This window comes from Pseudolactococcus insecticola (assembly GCF_011170065.1).
GTDB lineage: Bacteria > Bacillota > Bacilli > Lactobacillales > Streptococcaceae > Pseudolactococcus > Pseudolactococcus insecticola.
The window spans coordinates 89,392-107,100 of sequence record NZ_BLLH01000007.1; the positions used below are offsets into that span (position 1 = coordinate 89,392).

The 17,709-nt window shown below is 44.2% G+C and carries 15 protein-coding genes; 2 read left to right on the forward strand and 13 right to left on the reverse strand.

The window, feature by feature from the left end; translation table 11 throughout:
- Positions 1-8: 8 nt before the first annotated feature.
- Positions 9-434 carry a hypothetical protein gene (locus Hs20B_RS07040; protein WP_172356991.1) on the reverse strand — a complete coding sequence of 142 codons (426 nt, stop codon included), beginning with the start codon at positions 432-434 and terminating at the stop codon, positions 9-11.
- 91 nt (positions 435-525) lie between these two features.
- Positions 526-1,872 carry a glucose-6-phosphate isomerase gene (locus Hs20B_RS07045; protein ID WP_172356992.1) on the reverse strand — a complete coding sequence of 449 codons (1,347 nt, stop codon included), beginning with the start codon at positions 1,870-1,872 and terminating at the stop codon, positions 526-528.
- Positions 1,873-2,138: 266 nt separating this feature from the next.
- On the opposite strand from Hs20B_RS07045, the gene Hs20B_RS07050 reads away from it, so the two are divergent.
- A complete protein-coding gene (locus tag Hs20B_RS07050; RefSeq protein ID WP_172356994.1) occupies positions 2,139-3,323 on the forward strand; it encodes a BaiN/RdsA family NAD(P)/FAD-dependent oxidoreductase in 1,185 nt (394 codons plus the stop codon).
- 71 nt (positions 3,324-3,394) lie between these two features.
- On the opposite strand, the gene pepC is transcribed toward Hs20B_RS07050, so the two are convergent.
- From pepC to Hs20B_RS07095, 9 genes are all read right to left on the reverse strand, one after another.
- Positions 3,395-4,714: an aminopeptidase C gene (gene pepC / locus Hs20B_RS07055; protein ID WP_172356996.1), complete on the reverse strand. Its 1,320-nt coding sequence runs from the start codon at positions 4,712-4,714 to the stop codon at positions 3,395-3,397.
- Positions 4,715-4,766: 52 nt separating this feature from the next.
- Positions 4,767-5,354 carry a nicotinate-nucleotide adenylyltransferase gene (locus Hs20B_RS07060; protein ID WP_172356998.1) on the reverse strand — a complete coding sequence of 196 codons (588 nt, stop codon included), beginning with the start codon at positions 5,352-5,354 and terminating at the stop codon, positions 4,767-4,769.
- Between the two features lie 3 nt (positions 5,355-5,357).
- Entirely contained in the window at positions 5,358-6,185 is an 828-nt protein-coding gene (nadE, locus tag Hs20B_RS07065) for an NAD(+) synthase (RefSeq protein WP_172357000.1), read from the reverse strand.
- Positions 6,182-7,621 (reverse strand): nicotinate phosphoribosyltransferase, encoded by a 1,440-nt coding sequence (locus Hs20B_RS07070; RefSeq protein WP_172357002.1) that lies wholly within the window; start codon positions 7,619-7,621, stop codon positions 6,182-6,184. The genes nadE and Hs20B_RS07070 overlap by 4 nt, the downstream gene beginning before the upstream one ends.
- A complete protein-coding gene (locus tag Hs20B_RS07075) occupies positions 7,621-8,301 on the reverse strand; it encodes a 5'-methylthioadenosine/adenosylhomocysteine nucleosidase (RefSeq protein WP_172357004.1) in 681 nt (226 codons plus the stop codon). Before Hs20B_RS07075 ends, Hs20B_RS07070 begins: the two co-directional genes overlap by 1 nt.
- Positions 8,302-8,346: 45 nt before the next feature.
- Positions 8,347-8,619, reverse strand: a complete 273-nt coding sequence (gene macP, locus Hs20B_RS07080; RefSeq protein WP_172357006.1) for a cell wall synthase accessory phosphoprotein MacP — start codon at positions 8,617-8,619, stop codon at positions 8,347-8,349.
- Complete coding sequence (locus Hs20B_RS07085) at positions 8,612-9,172, reverse strand: NUDIX hydrolase (protein WP_172357008.1); 561 nt, start codon at positions 9,170-9,172, stop codon at positions 8,612-8,614. Before Hs20B_RS07085 ends, macP begins: the two co-directional genes overlap by 8 nt.
- 21 nt (positions 9,173-9,193) lie before the next feature.
- Positions 9,194-10,567, reverse strand: coding sequence for a bifunctional UDP-N-acetylglucosamine diphosphorylase/glucosamine-1-phosphate N-acetyltransferase GlmU (glmU, locus tag Hs20B_RS07090; protein ID WP_172357010.1), 1,374 nt, complete (start codon positions 10,565-10,567; stop codon positions 9,194-9,196).
- Positions 10,568-10,663: 96 nt separating this feature from the next.
- A complete protein-coding gene (locus Hs20B_RS07095; RefSeq protein ID WP_172357012.1) occupies positions 10,664-11,203 on the reverse strand; it encodes a sortase domain-containing protein in 540 nt (179 codons plus the stop codon).
- Between the two features lie 79 nt (positions 11,204-11,282).
- On the opposite strand from Hs20B_RS07095, the gene proC reads away from it, so the two are divergent.
- Positions 11,283-12,059 (forward strand): pyrroline-5-carboxylate reductase, encoded by a 777-nt coding sequence (proC, locus tag Hs20B_RS07100; protein ID WP_172357014.1) that lies wholly within the window; start codon positions 11,283-11,285, stop codon positions 12,057-12,059.
- A 44-nt stretch (positions 12,060-12,103) separates the two neighbouring features.
- Here the strand turns inward: proC and Hs20B_RS07105 are convergent, their stop codons facing one another.
- Both Hs20B_RS07105 and Hs20B_RS07110 read right to left on the reverse strand, forming a co-directional pair.
- Complete coding sequence (locus Hs20B_RS07105) at positions 12,104-13,123, reverse strand: LLM class flavin-dependent oxidoreductase (protein ID WP_172357016.1); 1,020 nt, start codon at positions 13,121-13,123, stop codon at positions 12,104-12,106.
- Positions 13,124-13,293: 170 nt separating this feature from the next.
- Positions 13,294-17,709, reverse strand: a 4,416-nt coding sequence (locus Hs20B_RS07110; protein WP_172357018.1) for an LPXTG cell wall anchor domain-containing protein, incomplete at its 5' end; no start/stop codon positions are given.

Genomic DNA, 17,709 nt, shown 5'->3' on the forward strand with positions numbered 1-17,709 from the left:
TAGATTTTTCAACCTATCGTCCAATGCTTTGAAATCAGCCAAAAAGCTGGTGCAAGTAGAAATGCGAACAGGTAGAAAATGATCATGAGTTTTGACAAAAGATTTGAAATAAACGCCGTTATAAAGATGAAAAAGGCATTTTTAGTTTTAGGAGAAGGACGCAGCAAACGCTGCCAAATCACTGCAAAGCTCGTGACAACTGTTGCATAGGCAAAAAAGCTAAGCACGAACCAGACCAGCATGCCAAATTTTTCAATCTGACCATAATCCTTGTCGGCTATTACCGTGAAGGCAAGGCCTACAAAAAAGATAATCGCTAACACGTAAACTTTCTTGGGGGATCTTTTCTTGTTTTCAAGGATTAGTGGCTGATTTACAGCCGGAAGCCGTTTTTTCTGACGGGATTTTTTTACCTCAAACGGGCTAACAGTCATGACATTCACTCCTATTTTCAAGCAAAGACCTGCCTTATCAAAGAAAAACAGCCTTTCGACTGTTTTTCCTATATTAGTCATTATACCTAGATTACAAACGCGCGTTCAATTCTTTTGAAAGTGCTTCAAATCCTGGTTTACCAAGCAAAGCAAACATGTTTTTCTTGTAAGCTTCAACGCCTGGTTGGTCAAATGGATTGACACCGTTCAAGTAACCAGATAGGCCAATCGCGATTTCAAAGAAATAGATCAGGTAGCCAAGTGTAAATTCATCTTGTTTATCGATCGTTACAACTGAGTTTGGCACTTGACCGTCAGTGTGGGCAAGAAGCACGCCTTCAAATGCTTTTGAGTTGACAAAGTCAACGTCTTTTCCTTCAAGGTAGCCAAGGCCGTCCAAGTCTTCTGACTCAGCTGGAATATTGATATTAAGTTTTGGTTCAGCGACTTTGATCACTGTTTCAAACAAGTTACGGCTGCCTTCTTGGATAGATTGACCGATTGAGTGGAGGTCAGTTGAGAAGTTTGCTGACGTTGGGTAGATACCCTTGTAGTCTTTACCTTCAGACTCACCGGCCAATTGTTTCCACCATTCACCGAAGTATTGGAGTGATGGTTCGTAGTTGGCAAGGATTTCGATAGATTTACCTTTGCGGTAGAGAATGTTACGCAAAACAGCGTATTGGTAAGCTTCGTTTTTGGCAATGCTGTCAGAACTATAAGCTTCACGCGCTGCTGCTGCACCGTCCATAAGCGCTTGGATATCTGCACCTGATGCTGCGATTGGCAACAAACCAACTGGCGTCAAAACTGTGAAACGACCACCAACAGCGTCTGGCACAACAAATGTTTCCCAACCTTGTGCATCGGCTTGAACTTTAACGGCACCTTTTTCTTTGTCAGTTGTAGCGTAGATGCGTTTGTTAGCTTCATCTTGACCATATTTTTTGATCAACATTTCTTTGAACACGCGGAAAGCTATGGCAGGTTCAGTCGTTGTCCCAGATTTTGAGATGACATTGACAGAAAAGTCTTTATCGCCCACGTACTCAACGAGTTGTGACAGGTAAGTAGATGAGATAGAGTTTCCAGCGTACAAGACTTGCGGCGCTTTACGTTCGTCTTTTGTTTGCAAGTTGACAAATGGATTGTTGAGGAAATCAATCGCCGCACGCGCACCGAGATATGACCCACCGATACCGATGACGATCAAGACGTCGCTGTCAGACTTGATCTTGTCTGCGGCTTTCAAAATGCGGTCAAACTCGCCTTTATCGTAGTCTTTTGGCAGATCAATCCAGCCTGTAAAGTCAGAACCTTGTCCAGTTCCTTCGCGCAAAGCCTTGTCAAAAGCTGAAACTGCTGGTTGCAGATAATCAAATTCGTGTTGAGAAACGAATTCCAAAGCTGGTTTATAATCAAATTTTACGTGTGACATAAGTTCTCCTTATTTTTTAAGCGTGAGCACACAGTCTTTATATGATGTGCAACTCGCAATTTTGACTTTTAGACTGAAAATGAAAGCTGTTACCGTTTTCAATATAAAAATCAATTTGCCTTATTTTACCGCTTTTTTCAATTTTTTTCAAGAATTTTGTCACAAATTGGCAAAAGAAAAACCAGAATCATATTTTCCATTGTTAGAAAGTAGCTTCGTCTAGCAACATCTGCCAAAATTCCAATTTTTTCTGCTATAATAACAACATGACTAATTACGATACAATCATCATTGGTGGCGGCCCGGCGGGCATGATGGCTGCGATTGCGAGCAGCTTTTACGGTCGCAAAACGCTACTTTTAGATAAAAATAAAAAGCTCGGCAAAAAACTCGCCATGACGGGCGGCGGTCGTTGCAATGTGACCAATAATGGCACGCGTGACGAGATTCTCGCAAACATCCCTCACGGCGCAAAGTTTCTCTACAGCACCTTTGCCCAGTTCGACAACCACGATATTATGGCTTTTTTCGAGGACAATGGTACCAAGCTCAAAGTTGAGGATCACGGCCGTGTCTTTCCCGTGACCGACAAGTCACAGACGATCATCGCTGCGCTGTCAGCAAAGATGGTTGAGCTTGGCACGAGCGTTCTGACGAAAACTGAAGTCATCTCTGTCAAAAAAGGTGACGATGAGTTTACCATCAAAACAGCTGACGGCAAGAGCTTTTCCAGCCGAAAACTCATCGTGACAACAGGTGGCAAGTCCTATCCATCGACTGGCTCAACTGGCTTTGGTCACGATATTGCACGGCATTTCAAGCTCAAAGTCACAGAGTTGAAACCTGCGGAAAGTCCGCTAATGACTGATTTTCCGCATAAAAAACTACAAGGCATCTCCCTGCGTGATGTGTCTTTGCAGATTAAAAATCAGACGATTACACACGACTTGCTTTTCACACACTTTGGCTTATCAGGTCCTGCGGCGCTTCGGGCGTCTAGTTTTGTGACAAGTTCTGACGAGATGATCACGCTTGACTTTTTGCCAACATTGACCGCAGATGAACTTGCTGATAAGTTTGAGCAACTGCGTGATAAATCGCTTAAAAATGTCGCCAAACTCTTTTTACAGGAGCGCCTCGCTGACTTTCTGATCGAAATAACAGGGCTTGCACCTGATCTGAAAATCAAACAACTGCCACAGAAAAAGTTGCAGCAATTACTTGAAAGTTTCAAAGCATTTCCCATCAAAGTTACTGGCACCATGAGCTTTGCCAAATCCTTTGTGACCGCAGGCGGCGTTGATCTGAGTGAAATCACACCGAAAACGCTTATGAGTAAGACGGTAGACAATCTCTATTTTGCTGGCGAAGTCCTCGACATTAACGCTCACACAGGTGGCTTCAACATCACAAGCGCCCTTGCGACTGGCTGGGTTGCAGGGAGCAATTAAAAAAAGGCGGTACTCAAATGAGTATCGCTTTTGTAGTATCAGATATTTTAAATAATGGTTCACAAAACTATTTAAGCCAGTGCACCCATCGGATCCCATGGTAACAGGACTTCTGGTTCTGCTTCATAGGCTGCGAGTTCTTCTGCTGTTAGAAATTCCTTTCTGACGACGATCTGATAAGTGTACTCATCCATCCAGTCGTCGGAGGCTACGAAATAACCTTTTTTACCAACATCTTCGCCCCATGAATTTTCAACTTTCCATTTGAGTGAATTGCCTGCTGTATCGAGGTCAACACCCGTCAGTACCATGGCGTGCGTCATGAGACTTTCTGAGTAATCCAGACGGCTCGCCTTGTCTTGTGTGAAGGCTACGTCCATGGCTGAAAAGTCATATGCGTCAAGCGTCAGAAGGCCGTCTTTGCGGTTAGAGACTTGACCTACATCACAACCAAACCAGACCGTTTCGCCAGCTTGCATTTGTGCGACCGCGAGTTTTTTGAAGCGATCCATGTCGACGTTAAGGTGGCGAACATCGCGGCTACCCACAACATTGCCCAAAAACTCTACTGTGTATGACTTGTTGTAAGGTTTATCGGCCGTTGGTGCGTTGATCACGCTCACGTAGTCGTCGAGTTTGAGGTTGACGAATTTTTCGTAAAAAGCTTGCGGTGTGATGTTTTCAAACTTGTTGAATTGGTTGTCTTTATCGCGATATTCAAAGTCAAACTTTTGCGGTGGCAAGCCGAGCGTCATGGCAAGGTAGTTGAAGACTTCTTGCAAGAGTTCAGCTTTTTTTGCTGCCACATCGCCGCCTGTTTTGATCAAATCACGCAAAACTTGCGCATCTTGGCGCAGGATTTTGTTGAGATATTGGTCAAGCTCACGACTGGCGCTTGATGAGATAGACTCAGGATAGATGTCTTTTGGCACGACGCCGTATTTTTCAAATAGCGCAACAACCATGTCCCACTGGCCACCGTCTTGTTGGGGCACGTCAAGCAGGAATTTCAGTTTGCGATCACCGATTTCGAGGTCGCTTGTCGTGATGATTTGTTCCAAAAACCAGTTTGATTTTTCGTATTTGTCCCAGAAAAATGTGTAGGCTTGTGACAGTTCAAAGTTTTCAAGCTTGAATTCTGTCAATATTTTATGACGAAACGTATTGAGTGCTGCAAACATCCAGCAGCGTCCTGATTGTTTTTGATTGGCAACGGGATCATTGGTCAAATCAAGCGAGAAAACTGGCAGGTTGGCGGCGTGTGAGGCACGATTTTCAAGCGCATTTAGCAGGCCGTTTTTCGTTGCCGCATTCTCCACCGCTTGATATTTGGCGTTTGCCAAGTAGTTATCATAGAGTGATTGTGTAAAATCTTGTGTAAGTTCAGTCATATGTGTCTAGTCCTTTCCTAAAAACAGTTCCATTATACTACTTTTTTTGCGTCTAGGCATGATAAATCTTATTTTCGTCAATGTAGTCAAGCACCTCAGCGGGCAGAAGAAAATTCGGCCGCGGTGCAGTCTTTGATGCAATACGTGCTCTGATGTCGCTTGATGAGATATTTAGCTGTGGTAAATCAAGTAATTTCACGGGATATTTTGGGACAACTGCGCCAGTATTTTCCCGTTTTACTGCGACAAAGGTCACGAGTTCTATCAGGTCTGAAATCCTGTACCACTTGTCCAGGTAGTCCACCATGTCCCCGCCAATGATGAAAAAATAGGTATTTTCTGGGTGCTTGGTCGTCTCAGCTAACATAGTATCGTAAGTGTAAGATTTGCCACCACGTGCGATTTCTGACAGATTGAGTGTCAGATTGGGGTAGTTTCTGATGGCGAGTTTCAGCATGGCGATGCGATGCTCAGGCGAAATGGTCGGCTTTGCGTCCACATGTGGCGGCAGATTTTCAGGCATGAGCTGGACTTCGTCTAGCTGCAACAACTGCTGCACCTGATCTGCGATGAATAAATGCGCATGATGGACAGGGTTGAAATTACCTCCTAAAATGCCAATTCTTTTACCAGTCGTCATATATCAAATCCGCCAGAAATCATCAAACACTGAAATCGGTAGATGTCGTTTGTGTTCCGTTTTCATCCACCAATTTTCAATGATTTGTCTTGCTTCACTAGAAATCTCATGTCCTTCTAGATAGTCATCAATGTCAGCATAGGTCACGCCAAGCGCTACTTCGTCTGCAAGTCCTGGCTTGCCATCTTCTAGGTCAGCCGTGGGTACTTTCTCATAGATAGCAGGATCTGCGCCCAGATAAGCCAACAGTTGCTTGCCTTGACGCTTGTCTAGCCTAAACAAAGGCAGGATGTCCGCACCGCCATCACCAAATTTTGTGAAAAATCCTGTGATATTTTCAGCAGCGTGATCTGTTCCGATGACGGCGCCTTGATTAGCACCAGCAATAGCGTACTGCGTGATCATGCGTTGCCGTGCCTTAATATTGCCCTTATTAAAGTCTGAAACGCTAACACCTGCCGCATCAAGGTCGGCTAATTGGCCATCCACGCCACCTTTGATATTGACCACAAGACTTTCGTCAGGTTTGATAAAGGCAAGCGCACGCTGCGCATCAAGCTCGTCGTGCTGGACGCCATATGGGAGTCTGACGGCGATGAATTTGTAGCTGTCATCTCCTGTTTCAGCACGTAGTTCTGTGACTGCAAGCTGTGCCAAGCGACCTGCCAGACTTGAATCCTGCCCGCCTGAGATACCTAATACTAAACTTTTTAAAAATGGATGCGCTTTGAGATAGTCTTTTAGAAAATCAACTGAACGGCGAACTTCAGCTTCAGGTGAAATCTCAGATTTGACACCTAGCTCAGCGATGATTTTGTCTTGTAATGTCATTTGTAAACGTCCTTTCGTACTTGGTCAATCAGCTGCATTTTACGATCCCAGACGTCTTGCGCCAGGTCCACTGGATAATCCTGCGGATTAAGATCGCGTTTGTACTCGTCCCACAAATCATCCAACATCGCCTTAAAATAAGCCTTGATTTCAGGCAAAGTTGGCTTGTCATAAACCAGCTGACCCTTGGCAAAAATAGGCGTCAGAAGTGGACGTGCCATGAAGTTGGTCAGTTTTTTATTGATATAAGTATAAGTCGGGTGAAACATGAAAATCTCGTCTTGTCTTGTGACATCAACATCAGAAAAAGTGATATAATCGCCTTCTGACTTATTTTTATCTATGCTACGAATCCGCCAAACTTGCTTTTTACCAGGCGTTGAGACTTTTTCAGCATTGCTTGAGAGCTTGATCGTATCACGCATATCTCCGTTTTCTGTTTCAATGGCAACAATTTTATAGACTGCGCCAAGCGCCGGTTGATCATAGGCTGTGATGAGCTTTGTCCCGACACCCCAAACGTCAATTTTTGCTTTTTGCATTTTGAGATTGAGAATGGTATTTTCATCTAGGTCGTTTGAGGCGTAGATTTTCGCATCTGTAAATCCTGCGTCATCCAGCTGTTCACGGACTTTTTTGGAAATATAGGCCATATCACCCGAGTCGATTCTGACGCCTTGAAAATGGATCGCATCACCTAGTTCTTTTGCGACTTTGATCGCTGCGGGCACGCCGATTTTTAACGTGTCATAGGTGTCAACAAGGAAAACGCAGTCCTTATGCGTTGTGGCATAGGCTTTGAAAGCATCGTAGTCGTTGCCATAAGCCTGCACGAGGGCGTGGGCATGTGTGCCTGCAACCGGAATCCCAAAACGCTTTCCTGCTCGGACATTTGAGGTCGCATCTGCTCCCCCAATCACTGCTGCACGTGTCCCCCAGATGGCTGCATCCATTTCCTGCGCCCGGCGTGTGCCGAACTCCATGAGTGGTGCGCTACCGATGACCGACTTGATCCGCGCGGCCTTGGTGGCAATGAGGGTCTGGAAGTTGACAATGTTCAAGATGGCTGTTTCAACCAGCTGACATTGGGCGAGTGGCCCTTCCACCTGAAGAATCGGTTCGTTTGCAAAGACTAAATCACCCTCACGCGCTGATCTGACGCTACACGTAAATCGTAAATCTGACAGATAGCTCAAAAACGACTCTGGATAGCCCAGCTCACGCAGATAGACGATGTCATCAGCCTCAAAATGTAGGCTTGACAAATAGTCAATCACGCGCTCAAGTCCCGCAAAAACAGCGTAGCCATTTTTAAAGGGCATGTCTCTAAAATAAACCTCAAAAACGGCATTTCGCTCTGAAATTCCTTTTTCAAAATAAACCTGCATCATGTTAAGTTGGTATAAATCCGTGTGTAGCACCAAATTATCGGTCATCAGATCATGCTTCCCAGAAGTTTTATCAAGGTTTGAGCTGACTTTTCGCCTGCTGCCACAATAAAGCTATCAAAACTTTCAGCTGCGGCGCCGTCTGCTGTGTCAGAAATGCTACGAATGACAACAAATGGCTTACCGAGTGCAGTTGCAGCCTGCGCAATTGACGCGCCTTCCATCTCAACGGCTAACACATCCGGAAAATGTTGTTTGATGTCAAGTTGACGTGTTTTTGATGAAATGAACGAATCTGACGAAGTAATCAGGCCAATTTTTGCCTGAGGGTCCGCTTTTTTGAGTTCTGACACAAAATACTTGCTGCTTTCAAAATAAAGTGGCTGTCCTGCCATTTGCCCAAAAGCATAGCCAAAAGCGGTCACATCAACATCGTGATAGGCGAGTTTGTCTGCAATAACGACGTCTCCAACAGAGAGACCATCGCCAACGCCACCAGCAGAGCCACTGTTAATGATGCCGTCAACCTGAAAAATATCTGCCAAAAGCGCAACAGCAACGGCACTCATGACCTTACCAATCCCTGATTTGACAAGGACGACGTCGTGGCGCCCGATAGCACCTGTATAAAAAATAAAGCCGTGGTGCATGGCTTTTTGAGGTTTGAGTAGACTGTCAGTCAGGATTTTTAACTCTTCATCCATGGCTGCAATAATGCCTAATTTCATGATTTCTCCTATCATTTTTTGTCGCTTGATTATGGGAACCTGCTTTTAAAACTTAAAAACGACGATCATCACGATAATCAGTAAAATCGCTAAAATCACGATGTACTTTGTCATTTTTTTGCCACGTTCATCTCGTTTTTGCGCTTCAATACGACGGCTTTTATAAATTTGATTTTTTTCGATTTGCGCTTTTTGTGCCGCAAATTTTTTGGCTAATTCTGGATCAGATGACTTGGCGCGTGCGATTTCGTCGTCTAGTCGTTGTTTCTCACGACTCGCTTGATTGATGATGTCATCTGTCAATAACGGCTTAGGCATGTGTGCTTAACTCCCAATGTTGAATGGCTAAAATCGTCTTTGCATCGGCAATCTCACCTGATGCAATCAGGGCTTTTGCCTCAGCAAGACTGACTTCATAGCGCTCTAAAATCTCATCGTCATCTTGAGGCCTTGGATTTTCCACCTTGACCAAATTTTCAGCCTTGTATAAATAAATCAACTCGTTTGAAAAGCCAGGCGCCGTGTAAAATTCAGCGATTTTAGTCACTGTTTTTGCGGCAAGACCGGTTTCTTCTTCGAGTTCACGCAGCATGGCTGCTTGCGGATCCGCATTTTCACCTTGTTCTAACTTGCCTGCTGGAATCTCATAAATAACTTTTTCGAGTGCTTTGCGAAATTGGCGGACAAGGACGATTTTGTCATCAGAAGTGATGGCAAGAACAGCCACCGCACCATTGTGAAAAACTAGTTCGCGTGGTGCTGCGCCGCGGTTTCCAGGAAGTGCAACCGTATCAAACTTGACGTCAATAATCTGCCCTTTAAAAATCGTTTCACGGCTGATCGTTTTTTCTTCAAAATCTTCAAAATTCATGGCTATTTTCCTTTTTGGTATTTAGTCGTTGTGGTAACTGGGTTTATTTTTGGCACGGCCAGATTTATTGACCTGTCTTGCACGGCCAAAGGCCATGTCGTTTTCATTGACATCCTCTGTAATCACAGAACCTGCCGTTGTGATGGCATTTTTGCCAATACTAAGCGGCGCAATCAATGTAGAATTGCTACCGATAAAGGCATAGTCCTCAATCTCAGTATTAAATTTATTTTTGCCATCATAATTGACCGTGATCGTACCAGCGCCAAAGTTGACACCTTCACCAACTGTGGCATTGCCAATGTAGGTCAGATGACCTGCTTTCGTGCCTGCACCAAGTGATGAGCCTTTGATTTCAACAAAATTACCCACGTGAACATTTTCATGAAGAATGCTGCTCGGACGCAGATGTGCGTAAGGGCCAACGTTTGCGCCCTCCTCGATAACCGAATACTCGACAGTCGAGTTACGGACTTCGCTGTTGTTATAAAGCTTCGAGTCCTCGATGCGGCTACCTGATGTGATGTGGACGTTTTTACCAATGTCACTTGCGCCTGTAATCACGACATTTGGCTCGATAATGGTATCAGCACCAATGACAACGTCAGAATCTATATAGGTGGTTTCAGGATCAATCAGGGTCACGCCATTTACCATGTGCTGATGATTTATGCGCACCCGCATGATTTTTTCTGCTTCTGACAGCGCCACACGGTCGTTGACGCCGACAGACTCGTTAAAGTCATCCAAAACAAAAGCCGCAACTTTTTTGCTGTCATTTTTGAAAATCTCGATGACGTCTGTCAGATAATACTCACCCTGCGCGTTGTCTGTCGTGATATTGTTTAGCGCATCAAACAGGGCTCTGTTGTCAAAAACATAAGTGCCTGTATTGATTTCTTGGACTGATTTTTCAAAGTCATTGGCGTCTTTTTGCTCAACGATTTTTTCCACCTGACCGTCTTGTCTGATGATGCGACCGTAGCCTGTTGGATTTTCAGCAATCGCCGTCAGAATGGTTGCCGTCGCCTTTTCATTCTGATGAAAAGTAATCAAGTCTGACAAGGTCTCAGGACGAATCAGCGGTGTATCCCCTGCGATGACAAGCGTTGTCCCGTGCAAGTCTTTCAGCAATGTTTCAGCAATTTTGACCGCATGACCCGTGCCAAGCTGCTCTTCTTGTTTGACGTAGTGGACATGTTCAGGTAAAACACCTAGAACTTCCGTCGCACCGTGACCGACGATTGCAATCGTCTTATCTGGCTGAATCGCCTCAGTCGCTGTGACAACGTGAGAAACCATCGGTTTCCCAGTCACTTGGTGCAAGACTTTTGGCAAGTCTGACTTCATGCGCGTGCCTTTTCCAGCCGCAAGAATGATCGCATATGTACTCATATTTTTCTCCTAAATAAAAAAATTCTTAGTTCTATTATACCAAGAATTTTTTCGTTTGTCTTAAAATGGCTGAGTTTCCCCGATTATAACACAGTTTTAACTCTGAAACGGATAGGCAATCACGACAAGATTTGTCGTTTCAGACAGACAAGTCTGCAACGTAATTTGCTCTTTTGTCCCAATACCAATCATTTCTTGCAGACGATTTTGTCTGTGGTCATCGACCATGTAACCTTCGTCGTTTACAATGAAAATCTTTGCCACACGATAGATTTCTGCCGTGTTGTAGTCGTCTTTGACCGTGATCTTATCGCCAATTTGAACTGCTTTCAAGATATGGAAAACGCCAGGATTATGCCCGATAAAGTGTGTGTTATGCCCGTCAAAATTATCCTGTATTGGCTTGCCTCCCCACGTTGCCACATGGTGCTGTGGATCATTGTTGATGTAATTTTGCGCTTTCATGTTATCGCGACCAATATTGTCATAATAAAGCGTGTTTGTACCTATCGTCATTGTCGTTGTGCCGTAATCATCCGCAACAGCCGTGGCTTGCGTTTGAAAATCAAGATAGTAAATCGTTCCGATCGTTACAACAAAAACAGTGAAAAATATTATGAACAACCATTTTCTCATCTCACCACCACCTCTCTTTATCTTAATTATACAAAAATATGTTAAAATTAAGAAATAAAACGAATGCGAGGAAATAACTATGAAAATCGGTTTCATCGGTGCAGGTAAAATGGCGCAGGCCATCATCAGCGGACTTGATAAAAGCAAGTTCAGCATTCAAATCTCAGGACGCGATTTATCAAAAACGCAGCAGACTGCAGCAACACTTGGCGTTACCGCAGCAAGTGACCATACAAACTTGATAGCGGATGCTGAGCTTGTCATCCTTGCGGTCAAACCTCATGTGATTCCTGACATTTTATCTGCTTACACAATCACACAGCCGATCATCTCGATTGCAGCTGGCTTGACGCTTGATAACCTAGCTGAGATGACGTCAAACACGCAACCCCTAATCCGCGTCATGCCAAATATCAATGCGACTATCAAAAAATCAACAACGGGAATCGTCAGAAATGCCTATGTTTCTGATGAGACTTTCAAGGCTGCGCTTGCGATTTTTGAGAGCATTGGTAGCGTTCACGAGATTGCTGAGAAGGACTTTGGCACCTTTACAGCACTTGCTGGCAGCTCGCCCGCCTACATCTATATGTTCATCGACGCCATGAGCCGCGCGGGCGTTTTGCACGGCATGCCAAAAGATGTGAGCACGCAGATTGTCGCTGAAACGCTTGCCGCAAGCGCTGAGATGCTGCTTAAAAGCGGTGAAAATCCCTGGACCTTAGTCGACAATGTTTCAAGCCCTGGTGGCACAACGATTTCAGGCGTCGTAAGCCTTGAGCAACATCAGTTTGTGGCAACCGTTATCGATGCAATCACCGCAACCATTGATAAAAACAACGCTATGACAAAATAAAAAAATCCTGTTCATTTTGAAATGAGCAGGATTTTTCATGTCTATCAACGCCAACCGAGGTCAGGCGCCATGTCTTTCATGATTGTGTCAAGAATGTGAACGTTGTAGTCGATACCAAGCGTGTTTGGTACGGTGACAAGCACTGTATCAGCCTCTTGAATCGCTTCGTCGTTTTTGAGTTCTTCAACAAGTTTTTCAGGTTCACCGACAAACGTCTTACCGAAAATCGTTGGATTTTGGTGATAGGCGAGAAAACCAACTTGATCTTCTGATTGTGCACCAGTTGCAAGAATTTGGCGATCCAGATCACTTGTGATTGGCAAGATTGAGCGTGTGACTAAGGTTCTAGGCTCAAAATCGTGACCCGCTTTTTTCCACGCCTCTTTGTAGGCACGCAGTTGGTTGGCCTGTTGCACGTGAAATGGCTCACTACTTTCATAGTTGACAAGGGTTGAGGATTGCAAATTCATGCCTTGTTCAGCTGCCCAGATTGCCGTTTCTTTTGAACCAGCTCCCCACCAGATGCGTTGATTGAGACCCGCAGAATACGGTTCAATCCGAAGTTTCCCAGGTGCTTGCGGGAACATTGGCTGTCTGTTTGGTTCAGCAAATTTTTCGCCTTTGATCAACTGTAAAAATTCAAGTGTCCGCGCACGGGCAATATCCTTGATTTCCTCTTCAGTGTAGTCATAGCCAAAATATTGCCAGCCATCTTGAACTTGCTCAGGTGACCCACGACCGACGCCTAACTGCACGCGATTCATGGTTAAAATATCCGTTAATCCAGCATTTTCTGCCATCATGTAGGGATTTTCATAGCGCATGTCGATTAGGCCTGTGCCAATCTCGATTTTGCTAGTTTTTTGACCAATTGCTGACATGAGTGGGAATGGTGATCCGATTTGATTGGCAAAGTGGTGAACACGATACCAAGCACCGTCAACGCCCAATTTTTCAGCCTCAACAGCCAAGTCAATTGATTCAAGATACGATTGTTCAGCTGTTTTGACAAGTGATGCCTGCTCTTGCCAAAAGCCAAAACTTAGAAATCCAATTTTTTTCATTTTTAGCCTTTCTATTTTAGAAACAGTTTCGCACAGCCATTTTTGAAAAGCAGTACGATCAATATATGTCTAATTTACCATTTCACGTGCTTAATGGCAAATAATCAGCCTTGAGCGCATTTTTGCAACAAAACTAGCCTCTTTTTTGGCAAGAAGCTGGTTTTATTTTACTATTTTTCAGCTCGTTCTGTCTTTTTCTTACGCCGTTTCCATGCAAGTAGGAACATCGGCGATAGGAATGCTGCGCCAAGTAAGCTAGTTACCGCGGCATTTTCCTCACCTGTTCTCGGCAATATCGGATACTTTTGCCCTGCTGAACCATTTGGTCCATCAGGCGTGGTGCGATTGCCGTCAGTCACAGGAATAATCGGATAATCAGGTTGTACATCCTGACCAGGTTTCGCCTCACCGATTGGTTCATCTGGGATATCGGAATCTTCTGTTGAATCTAGCGCAGTCGCTGAATCACTAGCTTCTGTCGAGTCGGAATCCTCAGTTGAGTCGCTATCTTCTGTTGAGTCGGAATCTTCTGAGGAGTCACTGTCTTCAGATGAATCTGAGTCTTCTGTTGAGTCGCTATCTTCAGATGAATCTGAGTCTTCTGTTGAGTCGCTATCTTCTGTTGAATCTGAATCTTCATTTGAATCGCTGTCTTCGTCTGAATCTGAGTCTTCTGAGGAATCGCTATCTTCTGTTGAATCTGAATCTTCTGTTGAATCTAGCGCAGTTGCTGATTCGCTATCCGCTGTTGAATCTGAGTCTTCTGTAGAATCACTTTCTTCACTTGAATCTGAGTCTTCTGAGGAATCGCTGTCTTCTGTTGAGTCTGAATCTTCTGAGGAATCGCTATCTTCTGATGAATCTGAGTCTTCTGAGGAGTCACTGTCTTCTGATGAATCTGAGTCTTCTGAGGAATCGCTATCTTCTGTTGAATCTGAATCTTCTGAGGAATCACTGTCTTCTGATGAATCTGAGTCTTCTGAGGAGTCACTGTCTTCTGATGAATCTGAGTCTTCTGAGGAATTTGAGTCTTCTGAGGAATCGCTATCTTCTGTTGAATCGCTGTCTTCTGATGAGTCTGAATCTTCATCGGAATCACTGTCTTCGCTTGAATCTGAGTCTTCTATCGAATCGCTATCTTCGCTTGAGTCTGAGTCTTCTGTTGAATCGCTATCTTCGCTTGAGTCTGAGTCTTCTGTTGAATCTAGCGCAGTTGCTGATTCGCTATCCGCTGTTGAATCTGAGTCTTCTGTAGAATCACTTTCTTCACTTGAATCTGAGTCTTCTGAGGAGTCACTGTCTTCTGATGAATCGCTATCTTCTGTTGAATCTGAATCTTCTGAGGAATCACTGTCTTCTGATGAATCTGAGTCTTCTGAGGAATTTGAGTCTTCTGTTGAATCGCTATCTTCGCTTGAGTCTGAGTCTTCTGTTGAATCGCTATCTTCGCTTGAATCTGAATCTTCTGTAGAATCTAGCGCAGTTGCTGATTCGCTATCCGCTGTTGAATCTGAATCTTCATCGGAATCACTGTCTTCGCTTGAATCTGAGTCTTCTGATGAGTCGCTATCTTCAGCTGAATCTGAGTCTTCTGATGAGTCGCTATCTTCTGTTGAATCGCTATCTTCTGTTGAGTCTGAATCCTCTGTTGAATCGCTGTCTTCAGATGAGTCTGAGTCTTCTGTTGAATCGCTGTCTTCAGATGAATCTGAGTCTTCTGTTGAATCACTGTCTTCAGATGAATCGCTATCTTCTGTTGAATCTGAGTCTTCTGAGGAATCGCTGTCTTCGTCTGAATCTGAGCTTTCTGTTGAATCGCTATCTTCGCTTGAGTCTGAGTCTTCTGTGAAATCGCTATCTTCGGATGAGTCCGAATCTTCTGTAGAATCTAGCGCAGTTGCTGATTCGCTATCCGCTGTTGAATCTGAATCCTCATCTGAATCACTGTCTTCACTAGAATCGCTATCTTCTGTTGAATCTGAGTCTTCTGTGGAATCGCTGTCTTCTGATGAATCTGAATCTTCTGTGGAGTCGCTGTCTTCGCTTGAGTCTGAATCTTCTGTGGAATCACTATCTTCAGCAGAGTCGGAATCTTCTGTGGAATCACTATCTTCGAATGAATCGGAATCTTCTGTGGAGTCGCTGTCTTCGGATGAATCTGAATCCTCATCGGAGTCACTATCTTCGGATGAATCTGAGTCTTCTGAGGAATCGCTATCCTCGCTTGAGTCTGAGTCTTCTGAGGAATCTGAATCTTCTGAGGAATCGCTGTCTTCTGATGAATCTGAGTCTTCTGAGGAATCGCTATCTTCTGTTGAATCGCTGTCTTCAGATGAATCTGAGTCTTCTGAGGAATCGCTGTCTTCGTCTGAATCTGAGTCTTCTGTTGAGTCGCTATCTTCTGTTGAATCTAGCGCAGTTGCTGATTCGCTATCCGCTGTTGAATCTGAATCTTCATCGGAGTCTGAATCTTCTGTTGAATCGCTGTCTTCAGATGAGTCTGAGTCTTCTGAGGAATCGCTGTCTTCAGATGAGTCTGAGTCTTCTGTTGAATCACTGTCTTCAGATGAATCACTATCTTCTGTTGAATCGCTATCTTCAGATGAATCTGAGTCTTCTGTTGAATCTGAATCTTCATCGGAGTCTGAATCTTCTGTTGAATCGCTGTCTTCAGATGAGTCTGAGTCCTCAGTTGAATCGCTATCTTCTGTTGAATCTGAATCTTCTGAGGAGTCACTGTCTTCAGATGAATCTGAGTCTTCTGAGGAATCGCTGTCTTCAGATGAATCTGAGTCTTCTGTTGAGTCGCTATCTTCTGTTGAATCGCTGTCTTCAGATGAATCTGAGTCTTCTGTTGAGTCGCTGTCTTCAGATGAGTCTGAGTCTTCTGTTGAATCGCTGTCTTCAGATGAATCTGAGTCTTCTGAGGAATCGCTGTCTTCAGATGAATCTGAGTCTTCTGAGGAATCGCTGTCTTCAGATGAATCTGAGTCTTCTGTTGAGTCGCTATCTTCTGTTGAATCTAGCGCAGTTGCTGATTCGCTATCCGCTGTTGAATCTGAATCTTCATCGGAGTCTGAATCTTCTGTTGAATCGCTGTCTTCAGATGAGTCGCTATCTTCTGTTGAATCGCTGTCTTCAGATGAATCTGAGTCTTCTGTTGAATCACTGTCTTCAGATGAATCACTATCTTCTGTTGAGTCGCTATCTTCTGTTGAATCTGAATCTTCTGAGGAATCGCTGTCTTCAGATGAATCTGAGTCTTCTGAGGAATCGCTATCTTCTGTTGAATCTGAATCTTCTGTTGAATCGCTATCTTCTGTTGAATCTGAATCTTCTGAGGAATCGCTGTCTTCAGATGAATCTGAGTCTTCTGAGGAATCGCTATCTTCTGTTGAATCTGAATCTTCTGTTAAATCGCTATCTTCGTCTGAATCTGAGTCTTCTGAGGAATCGCTATCTTCTGAGGAGTCACTGTCTTCTGAGGAATCTGAGTCTTCTGTTGAATCTGAATCTTCTGTTGAATCACTGTCTTCAGATGAGTCTGAATCCTCAGTTGAATCGCTATCTTCGCTTGAGTCTGAGTCTTCTGTTGAGTCGCTATCTTCAGATGAGTCTGAGTCTTCTGAAGAATCGCTGTCTTCAGATGAATCTGAGTCTTCTGTTGAATCGCTATCTTCAGATGAATCTGAGTCTTCTGTTGAGTCGCTATCTTCTGTTGAATCTGAGTCTTCTGTTGAATCGCTGTCTTCAGATGAATCTGAGTCTTCTGTTGAATCTGAGTCTTCTGAGGAATCTGAGTCTTCTGAGGAATCGCTATCTTCTGTTGAATCTGAATCTTCTGTTGAATCTAGCGCAGTTGCTGATTCGCTATCCGCTGTTGAATCTGAATCTTCATCGGAGTCTGAATCTTCTGAGGAATCGCTGTCTTCAGATGAATCTGAGTCTTCTGAGGAATCGCTGTCTTCAGATGAATCTGAGTCTTCTGAGGAATCACTGTCTTCGTCTGAATCTGAGTCTTCTGTTGAGTCGCTATCTTCTGTTGAATCTAGCGCAGTTGCTGATTCGCTATCCGCTGTTGAATCTGAATCTTCATCGGAGTCTGAATCTTCTGTAGAATCGCTGTCTTCAGATGAGTCTGAATCCTCAGTTGAATCGCTATCTTCAGATGAGTCTGAGTCTTCTGACGAATCACTGTCTTCTGATGAATCTGAGTCTTCTGACGAATCCGAGTCTTCTGTCGAGTCGCTGTCTTCTGTAGAATCACTAGCTTCTGATGAGTCCGAGTCTTCCGACGAATCACTGTCTTCAGATGAATCTGAATCTTCTAACGAGTCACTGTCCTCCGACGAGTCACTGTCTTCTGTCGAGTCACTGTCTTCTAACGAGTCACTGTCTTCTGACGAGTCACTGTCTTCTGTCGAGTCACTGTCTTCTGTCGAGTCACTGTCTTCTGACGAGTCACTGTCTTCTGACGAGTCACTGTCTTCTGACGAGTCACTGTCTTCTGACGAGTCACTGTCTTCTGACGAGTCACTGTCTTCTGACGAGTCACTGTCTTCTGACGAGTCACTGTCTTCTGACGA